The sequence below is a fragment of the Bacillota bacterium genome, from assembly GCA_013314855.1.
Lineage (GTDB): Bacteria > Bacillota > Clostridia > Acetivibrionales > DUMC01 > Ch48.
In genome coordinates this window covers 16,626-29,304 of sequence record JABUEW010000003.1, presented here as the reverse complement: position 1 = coordinate 29,304, position 12,679 = coordinate 16,626, and the positions used below count along the sequence as shown (strand labels likewise).

At 33.9% G+C, this 12,679-nt stretch carries 8 protein-coding genes; all 8 read right to left on the bottom strand.

Going from position 1 to position 12,679, the window contains the following annotated elements; translation table 11 throughout:
* Window positions 1-14: 14 nt before the first annotated feature.
* Entirely contained in the window at window positions 15-2,375 is a 2,361-nt protein-coding gene (locus HPY74_01055; GenBank protein NSW89265.1) for an AraC family transcriptional regulator, read from the bottom strand.
* Window positions 2,376-2,423: 48 nt separating this feature from the next.
* Entirely contained in the window at window positions 2,424-3,266 is an 843-nt protein-coding gene (locus HPY74_01050) for a sugar phosphate isomerase/epimerase (GenBank protein NSW89264.1), read from the bottom strand.
* A gap of 20 nt (window positions 3,267-3,286) precedes the next feature.
* Window positions 3,287-4,969: a 5-deoxy-glucuronate isomerase gene (locus tag HPY74_01045; protein ID NSW89263.1), complete on the bottom strand. Its 1,683-nt coding sequence runs from the start codon at window positions 4,967-4,969 to the stop codon at window positions 3,287-3,289.
* Window positions 4,970-5,061: 92 nt separating this feature from the next.
* Window positions 5,062-6,087: a Gfo/Idh/MocA family oxidoreductase gene (locus HPY74_01040; protein ID NSW89262.1), complete on the bottom strand. Its 1,026-nt coding sequence runs from the start codon at window positions 6,085-6,087 to the stop codon at window positions 5,062-5,064.
* Between the two features lie 206 nt (window positions 6,088-6,293).
* The gene (locus HPY74_01035) at window positions 6,294-7,118 is read right to left on the bottom strand and encodes a carbohydrate ABC transporter permease (GenBank protein ID NSW89261.1); all 825 of its coding nucleotides are present in this window, start codon (window positions 7,116-7,118) and stop codon (window positions 6,294-6,296) included.
* 78 nt (window positions 7,119-7,196) lie between these two features.
* Window positions 7,197-8,144, bottom strand: a complete 948-nt coding sequence (locus HPY74_01030; protein NSW89260.1) for a sugar ABC transporter permease — start codon at window positions 8,142-8,144, stop codon at window positions 7,197-7,199.
* 136 nt (window positions 8,145-8,280) lie between these two features.
* Window positions 8,281-9,957, bottom strand: coding sequence for an extracellular solute-binding protein (locus HPY74_01025; GenBank protein NSW89259.1), 1,677 nt, complete (start codon window positions 9,955-9,957; stop codon window positions 8,281-8,283).
* 286 nt (window positions 9,958-10,243) lie between these two features.
* Window positions 10,244-12,544, bottom strand: coding sequence for an AraC family transcriptional regulator (locus HPY74_01020; protein ID NSW89258.1), 2,301 nt, complete (start codon window positions 12,542-12,544; stop codon window positions 10,244-10,246).
* Between the last annotated feature and the right edge of the window lie 135 nt (window positions 12,545-12,679).

The following is a 12,679-nucleotide window of genomic DNA, read 5'->3' as shown; positions in this document are numbered from 1 at the left end:
ATTATTGATTTTATTCATGCAGTATATACCACTTTATTTGTATTTCCAATTAATGCTTTCTTACATTTTTCACGGTATTCACCGGGAGTTAAACCAACATGTTTCTTAAAACAGCGAATAAAATTTTGTGAATTTGCATATCTTAGTCTCTCGGCTATATCGGATATTTTCATGTTGCCTTGTTCCAGCCATTTCTTTGCTATTTCAATTCGATACTGCTTTAAATATTCGCTGAAACTCATGCCTGTCTCATTGTAAAAAACCCTGCTTACATATTGCGGACTGTAGTATAAACGTTTCGCGCACATATCAAGCGTTAGGTCAGTATCAAACTCATTATGAATTATCTTTGTTATTTCATCGGATATTTTCTTTCCATGCGCCGATCTTTTTTCTTTAATTAACCTGGCAATGGGTTCAATAATTTCATGCCTAAGCCAGGTTTCAAGTTCTTCTCTGGTTTTTGACTCGACAAGCCTCCCATACAAAAAAGTTTGTTTATTATATATTGCTTGGATTGATTCTCCCTCTTTGACTATAATAAATGCAAGCTCGCTTAGAAGCTTTCCTATGCGAACTTGATAGTCCAGGTAATTTAAATTGCTTTCAAAGATTTCATTAATAAACTGCTTAAGATAATGGTTTGCTTTTTGTATATCGCCTGCTTGCAATGCATTGATTAAATCCGATTCTATTTGAACAGGATATTCGGGAACCTGTTTTGAATTATTCCTGATATCATCATAAAAAATTATCATTTCCTGCCCAAGCAATATTTTATGTTTTAAAGCTTCAATACTTTCCTGATATGCTGTATTTACGCTTTCAAATTTGCCAAATGGTCTGCTTATGCCTATGCTTACCTTAACGCCAAGGTAATTTCCAATAGACTTTTGCAGCGCCTCCGCCAATGAATAAACATAGTTCATAAATGTTATCTTCGAATCTTGTTCGGTTCCTATAATTGTTACCTGCAAGGAATTGACAACCAGGGGACTTAAGCATTTATTGCCAGGCATAATTTCGTTTACAATATTATTAATAGTAAAAAGAACTATCTCTTTATCTTTTTCCGTATATGAAGTACCCTCCAGAGTATCAATATCAACTGTGACAACGCACATCCAGGTCCAATTTTGGCAATAATCAAAATATTCGACTTTGCCTAAAATTTCTTCTATTTTCATTTCGCCGAGAACAAGTTTTAGCAAAAAATACTCTTTCAATTGTTCAAACTGCAGTTTTAGTTTATATGTCAAATCCTTTTTGCTGCTCATTAGTTCCCGGATACGATTATTAATGCACTTAAATTCGTCCGTATCTTCTTTTACTTCTTTTAAATTTCGCGGTTTTTCCGTAATTAATTCATATAATCGTTTTACAGGAAAATATATTCTTCTGGAACCAATAAACGAAACTATACTTAGTAAAACTATAACTGCAAAACATACTGCTGCTGTAAACAGACCCATAATCTTTGATTCTCTTACAATATAATTAAAAGGCGTTATAAAGAAATATAACCACCCGCTATAGCTTGATTTTATAAAAATAATATCAAAACTTTTATCTTGTACTTTTATATTGAAATTGCCCTCTTTAGTCCCTAGCGCATCAATCTTCCTAACATAATCCGATAAACTGAAATCTTCTCCTACATACCTTTCATCATTATGCCATATTACATAATTATTTTGATCAAGTATAATGAAATTATGAGTTGTATTTACCTTGCTTTTTAGGTTGTTTATAATTTCATTTAGGGGTATTTTGGCAACCAATAAACCATTTGTAGTCCTATAAGCTGTTCTAATTTTACGTATAAGGTTAATAAAATATTTCTTCCTAACCTGAGTTGTCATACTGGTTTCATTTTCACCGAACAATACGCTTTCATAATTCTCTTCCTTAATTGTCCACATGTAATTCTCGGAAGTGTTCAGAAACTTTCTATATGCTTCAAATGCGGTACTTTCATCCAAATAATAGTATCCCGGAGTGTTTATTGCCCAATTTTTTGCATAATTCAAAACAATCACGTCGGCAATGTTTACTTCGCTTGCCTGCAAATGGCTCATCTCATTGATTAAATTGTCAATCTCTTTATAATATTTGGGATCCCAATTCTTGTCAACCAAATTCTTGAGGGTGCTTGAGTTTATCAACTGTATGCAATTATGATCAATTACTTTCAACATATTTTCGATTCTTAAATGAGTTTGCATCAACATTTGCATGTTGTTCTCATTTACTTTTGACTGAATTGCGGCTGAGGTTTTATTGTAAAAAAATATGCTAAGCAAAATAATGGGGATTATACTTATTATACTCGAAAATATGAAGATTCTTAAAAAATATTTTGACTTTAACATCATCAAATTTACCCCCTCCAAATATTTTGAAGAGCATTCGCATAAACCTGTTCAGGTTTTATCTTCATTTGTAATTGAAGTTAACTTTTCTATATTTTTAAAATAATTAACCTCCTTTTTGAATTTTGCTAAAAGTAAGTTAAAATTATCAGTATCATAAAATGGCATTAAAATGATTGGTCCATTATAGCCAATTTTTTTAAGTTCAGTAAATATTTTGTTATAATTGCTTTGTCCTTCGAAAGCTGGTACAAAAAATGTTTTCCATCCTTTATCATCCTGTTCGGATTTGGTTATACGCAAACTGCAAGCATCTTTTGCTCCTAATGCTCCAATATACTCATTTAGTAAACTTATCTGATATGCAAAATCTTCATAACCTTCCTGGTTATAATTGTTTCCTGGGTCAATTTTAATACCAATAAAATTTGGATCCAATCCCTTCACAAGGGGGTATGCTGAAGTAGCGTTATGTGGATAACAGCCGCCGTGAAGTTGAATAATTACTTTAATATTACTTTTTTCTGCGACATCTGTAATTTTCTCCGTTAAACTTCTAGTAAATTCATACAGATTTCTTGCATCTGTTGTATTTCTTTTAACATAACCAACACGTACAAAACGAATACCATTCTCGGAAAGAATTGTAAGAATGTCCGGGTTTTCTATAAGATGCAGCATACTATACGGCACTTCCGCATATTTCACCTTGAGCTTGTATTTTTCAGCAGCTTTGATATAATTCGGCAACTCGTGCATAAAGTTGTCCAGCGAAAGCCAGTATCCATCCCTTATTAACGCGGTAGGGCCGTTAATCTCATATTCTGCACATAGCTCCATCAGTTCTTCTATTTTTAAATGGTTAAAATATTTCGGAAATAAATAATACTCCATAAATACACATCCTTCAGATTTCATTTAAAGCATTCATCAGGTTCTGAAAGGTCATATCTTCTAAATTCCGGTTTTTTTGCAGCAAGTATCCAAAAATACGTATTTCTCGTTCCGGGCGCTGCAACCGTAGGATGATATCCATATGGCATTATCACCACATCCCCATCTTTAACAATATGTACTGTAATTTCATCAGTTCTTCCCGGTTTGCAATAAACAAGATGCATACCAAATCCTGGTGGAGGCATATCAAAATAGCAGTAAATTTCTTCCAAATATTCTCCGTGTTGGTGAGGCGGCCAGCTCGTCCATGATCCATTCCCTCCCCAAGTTATTCCGCATATAAGGCGGGAAGCAGATATCTCCGGATTAAGTGTAAAATAGACCTCCCTTTTACTTATTCCGTTGCCATGTATCTGACGTATTTCTCCAAAAGGAAGTTCTTTCTCATATTTTCTGAAAAATTCTTTGCCAATGCCATTGCATTCGGCAGCACCTATGTAAAAAGTACAATTTTCCAAAGCAGCTATCTTAATACTTGTTTTGCCGGGAATATAGAAACTATCGAATTTATGCATACACTCCTCAAGTTTATCAGATTTAATACTGCATTTCCCATTTATAAGCACAGCATTCATTTCAAGTTTACCTGAGTTCAAAATATATTCTTTTCTTTCGGGAAGATTAAGTCTGTACATATAAGCATATTCACATTTGGTTTTTTTCGGAGAAACAACTTCGTGAAAGCCTTCCACACTAGGAGATGGTACCTTCCATTCTTCTGTCCTAGGCTGACGGATTTCTTGAACCTGTAGAACATCTTTATAACATACTTCTGCAAGTTTTCTACCTGATGGCATATCTTTATTATTCTCACATACACTTTCGACAATTAAATAACCCGTATAATTAATTTTCTTCAGAGCTGTCAACACTTCTCTCCAATCAATCCCACCATGATTGATCCTTCTATGGGAAAAAAATCTCTCCTGTTTGTTTTTCGGCGGTATTACTTTTGTAAATCTTCCTATATGTTGTACATAATACGAGTATTTAAAACAATATGGGTAACTATCAGAAGGAAGCTCTATAATATCTTTGATGTGAACATTAAATATTTTGCTTCCAAGTTTTTTAATTGACTCATATGAATAATCAGCAGGTACCTGGTATAAATTCACCGGATCAAGAGTAACACCGACATTATCACAGTTAATCATGTTTAAAAGCTTTAGACTACTATCAACACTGTCGCACAATGTGCCATGATGCATTTCCATAACAAGCTTTTTACCGTATTCAGCTGCATATTCACATGATTTTTTCATCCATTTGGCTGCTCTTTCCCATATTTCCGGAGGCGCAGCGCTCGATTCTTGCCACGCTGGCCATACTCTTATCATTTCACTCTCAAAAAATACAGCAAGTTTAATATATTCCTTGAATACATTAAAGGCTCCAATACACTCTGCATCAGTTAGTAAACCATAGTTACCGGTAAAGCATGAAAGACAGCCTACCTTTAATTTCTTCATTAAAAGGAATTCCTTTATTTTATCAAGCTCTTCTTTATTACAAGATGGATTTACATGCGTACTTCTTAATTCGACACTTTTATAACCGAAATCAGCCGCAGCCATAAGATGATCCCAAATCGTATAGTTATCAAACATTTGTCCCGATAAGCCTATTTCAAGAGCCACGAATAAATCATCCTTTCTTCTTTTTTATTTAAAACTTTATTTAAACTTTCCATAATAAAATATTTATAATAGTACATAATATATAAACAGTATTATAAATATATAACACTATGGGAAGATGCGCTTTTTAAGGCAGCTTCCTGTACTCTTATTACATCAATTATTTTTTTGCCTGATGTCATTGCATCTCTTTTTTCAAGAATAGATTCTGCAAATTCAATGTACTGTATGGCAAAATTGCTTAATTCCTGCTTGCTTTCCCATATAATCTTGCCATTTTTCATAAGGCACGTTTCATCATTTAATATCAACGTGCCTTCCTTGCCCTGTATGTACCTTTTATACATTACGTCTGAAGAGGATAGCATTTTTCCTGCTCCATCCCACGCTTCATCCTTGAGCCTTGTGTTCCAGGACATCTTTATCGTGGCGTGCCTGTTGCCTGAAAAGCCAATAATTATAGTTACTTCATCTTCTCCCTCCCATTCCGGATTCACCGAATAGCTTTCGCAATAAACTCTTAACGGCTTTTCATTAAACATCCAGAGAGTATAATCAATAATATGGTTTCCCCATAAAGGTATTAATAATCCTCCTGTTTTTGTTACCCCTTTCCACCATTCAGTTTGAGGCTTCGGAAGATATGCAAAGAGTAGGCCGGTTATACTCACTAAGTCTCCTATTTCTCCTTTATCCAATAACTTTTTTGATTCAAGAACGGCATTATAGAATCTGCGACTCTGCCCAACCATTAGCGAAATCTTGTTGTCTTCTGCAGCTTTTATCATTTCCTCACATTCAGCAACAGTAATTGCCATAGGTTTTTCTACAAGGATATGTTTTCCCGCATTTGCGCTTTTTAAGGTAAATTCTTTGTGAAGGTAATTAGGAAGACACAGATCAACCGCATCAAACTCAACAAATTCCACTGCCTCTTCAAAACTTGAAAAGGCATGTTTTACTCCATAGATCTTCTGAAATTCTAAAGCCTTACTTATTGATTTATTTACCACAGCTACAACTTCAATATACTCAGGGACTTCCATAGCACCCTCCATATGACTTTTTGCTACTCTTCCACAACCTACAAGGCATATTTTCAACGGCTTTTTTTTCAATCAATTCAACCTCCTCCCGGCATTTAATGTCGCAATTAACATGATTAAGCGCCTTAAATCCATTGGCTATATTATTATCAATACAGCATAATAATTATAAAATAAAAAAGAATGCATTTCTTTAACTTTTTACAGAATAGTTTATAAAATTCAAGGATTATTTCTTGTATATTCTAAATTATTTTAGCTTCCCTTGCACTTATAATTCAACCCTTTAGCGCGCCTATCATTATACCTTTAACAAAATATTTTTGTAAGAAGGGATAAATCATCATTATTGGCACTATTGAAACCATAATTGTGGCATACTTGATTGTCTCGCTTACAGGTTCTTTCTCTGTCGCAGAAATATCAGTGACCATACTTTCAGTACTATTTAGAATAAGGATTTCTCTCAGAATCAATTGCAGAGGATACAACGCTCTATTTCTTAAAAAAATCATTGCGTTAAACCATGAATTCCAATGCGAGACACTATAAAATAGTGTCATTACTGCCACAACAGGGAGAGAGAGCGGCAAAACAATTCGAAACAGAATAGTAAAGTCATTTGCACCATCCATAGTTGCTGATTCTTCAATACCATCAGGAATTGTTTTAAATGAGGTACGCATAATTATGAGGTTTGTAGTGTTTATAGCACTTGGAATTATAAGCGCAAGTCTTTTGTTGAGCAATCCTAAATGGGTAACAGTAAGATAGAATGGAATCAAACCACCACTAAAAAACATTGTAAATACTATTATTAACATGATAATATTTTTCCAATATAAGTCTTTTCGTGATAAAGCGTATGCTCCCAGTGAAGTTAGTATTAAATTCACAATAGTTCCAAAAATAACATAAATAAGCGTATTGCTAAATCCAAGAGTGATCATCGGATTTTTAAATACAGATATATATGCATCAAAATTAAAGCCCTTCGGATAAAGCAAAAGGCCGGAATGTTGAACTACCAGCACAGGCTTGCTTAAAGACGCAAAAGTAATATGCATAACAGGATATAAAGTAACTAACATTACCATTATCATAATAATATAATTGAAAGTGTCGAATATTAACTCTGAAGCAGATTTTCCTCTAGCTGACAGCACATCTAGTCCTCCTCTCTACCACAAACTTGTTTCGGTTGTTACCTTGCTTATTTTATTAGATAATACAAGCAAGACAAAATTTATAACCGAGTTAAACAATCCTACTGCTGCACTATAGCTAAAATTCATTTCAAGCAATCCTTTTCTATATACGAATGTAGATATTACATCGGCCGTTTCATATGTATTCGGATTATAAAGCAGAAATACCTTTTCAAATCCAACATTCATCATCTGTCCTGCTTTTAATATCAATAATATTATTATAGTTGGAGCAATTCCGGGCAAGGATATATGCCACAACTGCCTTAGCCGCCCTCCTCCATCAATTTTTATGGCCTCATAGAGCTGTGGATCTATAGATGAAAGTGATGCTAAATAAATAATAGAATCCCATCCCATGTGCTGCCAGATCCCCGAGCTAACATATATTGCGCGAAACCATGATGGTTGTAAAAGTAGTGAAATACGTTGCCCTCCAAACATTTCTATAATATCGTTAACAACTCCATCAATGGATAAAAAGTCTACCAGCATGCCACATACTACAATTAAAGATATGAAGTGCGGAAGATATGATACTGTTTGGACAGTTCGCTTGAATATGCCATCCTTAACCTCATTCAATAAAAAGGCAAATATAATCGGTGCCGGGAATGCAAATATTAATTGATATACATTTATTAATAATGTATTTCGTATAAGTCTCCAGCAATAATAGCTATTAAAGAAATCTTGAAAATTTTCAAATCCTACCCATGGACTAGCAAATATACCTTTACCAGGACTAAACTGTTTAAATGCTATTATAGCGCCGTACATAGGCCAATAATGAAAAATGATGTAAAAAGAAAGTACTGGCATGAGCATCAGGTAAACAAGTTTTCTTTTATTATAGTCCTTTTTGATTATACATAATTCTCTTTTCATATTATGACTCAATATTCTGTTGCTAATAGCCATATTTATCTATTTAGCCCCTTTCGAACATATTATATTCCTTAATCTGTCATATCAAATCAGGATGGGATATGAAGATATATTCAATATCATCTCCATATCCCAATCCGGACTATTATTTACACTTCCTTGTTCAAAACTATTTCCTGTTATTATATCTGTCATATGCTGCCTGCTGTATTTTTATTGCTTCATCAATACCCATTTTCTTTATCTGTTGTACATACTCTTCAAACTTATCAATTGGCTCCACTCCCATTATGAATTTGGTAAACATTTCAGAAACAAGTGTATCAATATCGCTCATTATAGATGCAAATTTCGCACTTTCATCTATTGAAGGAGCGATAGGAGGTAAAAGAAGAGAAGTATCACTACCGCTATTCCATAATTCAATACACTCCTTCTGTTGAGGGAAAACAAGAATTTGTTCAAAATACCGTTTATCCTGAACAATAGGTCCGCTAGACTGTGATACGGCATACTTTGCAAGAGCGTCAGTCGCTCCAAGTTCGGGATTATTAACTATTATATCGGTATATTTAGGATAATCACCTTCCATTATATAGCTTTCTCCCAATATACCAAAATTCATAAGCATATGTCCATCGGGACTATAATGATAATCCAGCCACCTTACAGATTCAATAACATGCTCATTCTTGGTTGAAATAGCAGCTCCCTGACCGTAACATATTAAGACCATATCTGTGCGGACATTATATGGCTTTCCTGCAGGACCTATTGGCCAAGGAGCGCCTGTCAAATTAAATGATGAATTCTTATCTTTCATTAATGTAAGATATCTTCCGAAAGTATTGGCAATTCTTCCTATATACGCGCCTGCCCTTTCTGAAGTAAGTTTGGCATCAAAGCTCTTTTCATCAGTTGCTGCAAATTCACGATCCAATAGTCCTTCCTTATACCATTTGTTCATAGTAATGATAAATTGCTTGTACCCTTCTTCTATTGGACCATATTTAATTTTCCCATCATCTTGGTAGAATCCAAAAACCACTCCAAAAGGTGCTGTAAAACTTGTCAAGCCTTCCAACCTGCCAATTTCCTTCCGGGCTATCAAGGGAATTTCATCAGTTTTACCATTTCCGTTAGGATCTTTTTCTTTAAATGTCTTTAGCATGTTGTACCAGTCATCCAATGTTTTTGGTATGGACAAACTAAGCTTATCCAACCAGTCTTTCCTTATTACCGGTCCTCCTGCCTTCAATGAAGGATCAATTTTTAAAAATGGAAACATATAATATGATCCGTCATCTAACATACTTTGTTTCCTAGCATCTGGCGAATCTGAAAATACCTGTTTTAGATTGGGTGCATATTTGTCCATATATTCATTTAATTTGATAATAATTCCATCGCTGATAGCTTTTTCTGGTCCTCCTGGATAATCTAACCAATTCCAATAAATTATATCAGGAAGATCTCTCGATGCTATCATAAGGTTGAAATGTTCGGATTCCTGGCCCATTGGCGGATGTATGAATTCAATTTTGATGCCGGTTCTTTTTTCAAGTTCTTTGTAGCATGCCATTTCTGCATGACTCTTCATTGTATGCGCTGCTTTTGACCCAAGCTCTGTGTAATACGTAAGAGTAATAGGTTCCTTAACAATTGGCAAGGCAGTAAGCTCAGTTTTACTCATCCCATCTGATGAATTTGCTTCCTTTTCAATATCAGCGTTCTCATTGGAAGGTTGACCTCCCTTAGCTTTATAACCGCTGCATCCAAAGAATATAGAGGTCATAAGTAGTAAAGCGACAGTAAGCGAAATAAATTTAACAATACTTTTTTTCATAAAATAATATCCTCCTTTTGATCATGTATGCTCTCGAAAAGTCAGAGAGCTTTAAACTTGCTTATTTCAAATTATAAAAGAATTATATTTAGCCGTAAATGAACAATTTCCGTTCTGAACACACAAATTTTAAGGAACAAATACTCATTTTTTGAATCAGGTTTAATTTTTTGTTTTAACAGTGAATTCCTTGGCGCAATGAATTCACTATAAAGTATTCCGGAAAGTAGTGTTAAAATTATATGAAAAATCCAATAAAAAACCACTACAATTATTTGCAAAATTATTACAGCTCCCTATAGACTCCGGGAGTTATACCTTCATATTTCTTAAATATACGTATCAATGCCTTGTCACTATTGAATCCTACGAGAGATGCTATATGTTCCAAAGAAATGCTTTTATCTTCCAAAAGAATTTGTTTTGCCCTGTTTATTCTCATCCTGTTAATATAATCCACCATACTTTCTCCGAACTCATTTTTGAAAAAATGTGAAAGATAAGAAGGAGATATTCCAACGTTCTCTGATATGGAAACCTGGCTTAAGTCCTGCTCAAGATAATGTTCTTCTATATACTTAGCTATATCCTGCTTCAATTTTAATCTACCGTATTGCTTATTTTGTTTCTTACACACAGAAACCCTGTCACAGATATCCTTTATAACTTCCCTAATTTCACTGATGCTATCGCATTCCAATATCCCATCCAATGAACCTGTATTTCGCTTGGGCATCATCTCATAGTTTTTGCTTACCTCGTTTAGCGCTTTGATAACCGTGCTTGCAATATCAAAATACAGGCATTGCAATAATTCGAGTGATAAACGGTGTTTTATAAGATTTTGCTCTATCACGGCATCTATCACTTTTTCGGCTTCCTTGCTATCCCCGGCTTTTATATAGTTTATCAGCTGCATTTCCTTTTCTAAAGGATAATAGTAAAATTCCTCCATATTGCATATTTCATCGTAGAATATTATGCCATTGTTACCTTTGGCCAATTTATACCTTGCAGCTTTAAGAGCTTCAATATACGACAGATTTATTCCATCAATCCCTTCATGAACATTTCCTACGCAAACCAACGGGGATATTTGATAATATTTCTCTATTTGGATTTTAATATCGTTGATTAATGTTTCAAGTTCTTTTCTTTTTTGCTCAAATTTCTTTCGCGGCTGAAAATTCATTATTAAGGCTATTGCTTCGTTTCCCATGTTGCATATATAACCCCTGTTTTCATGAACCGTAATTTCATCTTTCAAGTTCTCCTCTATGTTTTTAACCAATCTCCAATCCTGTTTGTTTATGCAATCCCTGCACAAGTTCATTCCAGGCATTAAAAAGAATAATATGACTTCAAAACTGTCCGATATAAAATCTATTTCATATAGATCAAGCATTTCTTTATTGATACAATTGCCACATACCTTCCCTTCAAGCAAATTGCTCAAAAAATTGTTTTTCAATGTTGGCAGATATTCCTTTAGCCTGTTTTTTAATTCCTTATTTTCATTAATAGTAAATGCAACAGCTTGCTGTATGAACGCTATCTCGTTCTTTACAATATTAGGTATGCTGCCTCCCAAATGTACAATAATTTTGTTTAATATGTCCTTTATAGGTACATAAGTTTTATATGCGTTAAAATACGATATAAGCAGACCTACAATCATACAGAATGCCACAACCAATGCAGTGAGGGTCCGTATATAATTAATTTTTTCTATATATACTGAACGCGGTATTACAATCATGTACTTCCAATTATTATTGGCGGAGGATGCATATACTATATTAAAATCTGCTCCCTTAATCGACTTAGGCTCACCTTCTATGCTGTTTTTTAGTTCCTTATATTTGGGTATATATCCTTGCTCATTATCCGAAGCCATAACCACATAATTATTTTTATCTATAATATAGGCTTTACCACTACTAAACACATTGGACAAAAGTTCCTTTATTTTATTTTTATTGATCAATATGACTATTTGGGCATCGGGTTTATCACTGCCGTATATATACATGGATTTAATATATGTTAACATTTTGTTTGAATCGCGTTTGCTAGCCAAATCAACCGTGTGCATATCTAAAAACTGGCCCCAATAATAATTCAGACACATAACTTGATGCCATTCTTTATACGATTTGCCTTCAAAGGCATAAATATTATCATAAAACAATCTGGCATCGCACTCGCTTGTTGGAGTAAGTATTACCCCGCTATTAACGAAATAGATGTAATAATCGTCAATAAATGTATTTATATTTTTATAAGTTGATAAATTATTAATAATACTTATCATGCTATATATATCAGCAGTAGTTAAATTCCCTTTAATACGCGCAAAATTATTAACCTGTTTGTTTAGAATTATTTGATTAGCCATCTGTTCAACTTCCTGCATCCACGAATCGATAATTAACTTGGTTTGCTGCAATACAGCCATATTGGCACGATAAGATTCCCCTTCCAATGTATTGTAAGTTTTGACATATACTAATATCCCCATGGTTATCGGAATCAACAACACTATTATATAGGATAAAAAAAATTTTTTGAAACCATTGAGTTCCAATTTTAATCCCTCCTATTACAGTCTACTGATTCCCTGATTGCTTTTTATTCTTCTTAATTAAATACGTTAGCAAACTATGAGTTCAAGTCTTTCTACCATTCCAGGAATTACTATCATACTACTCCATTCATTACA

Coding starts and splice junctions, on each gene's coding strand:
- HPY74_01055 (NSW89265.1), bottom strand. CDS start 2,375: ATGATGTTAAAGTCAAAATATTTTTTAAGAATCTTCATATTTTCGAGT.
- HPY74_01025 (NSW89259.1), bottom strand. CDS start 9,957: ATGAAAAAAAGTATTGTTAAATTTATTTCGCTTACTGTCGCTTTACTA.
- HPY74_01050 (NSW89264.1), bottom strand. CDS start 3,266: ATGGAGTATTATTTATTTCCGAAATATTTTAACCATTTAAAAATAGAA.
- HPY74_01035 (NSW89261.1), bottom strand. CDS start 7,118: ATGATAATGGTAATGTTAGTTACTTTATATCCTGTTATGCATATTACT.
- HPY74_01030 (NSW89260.1), bottom strand. CDS start 8,144: ATGGCTATTAGCAACAGAATATTGAGTCATAATATGAAAAGAGAATTA.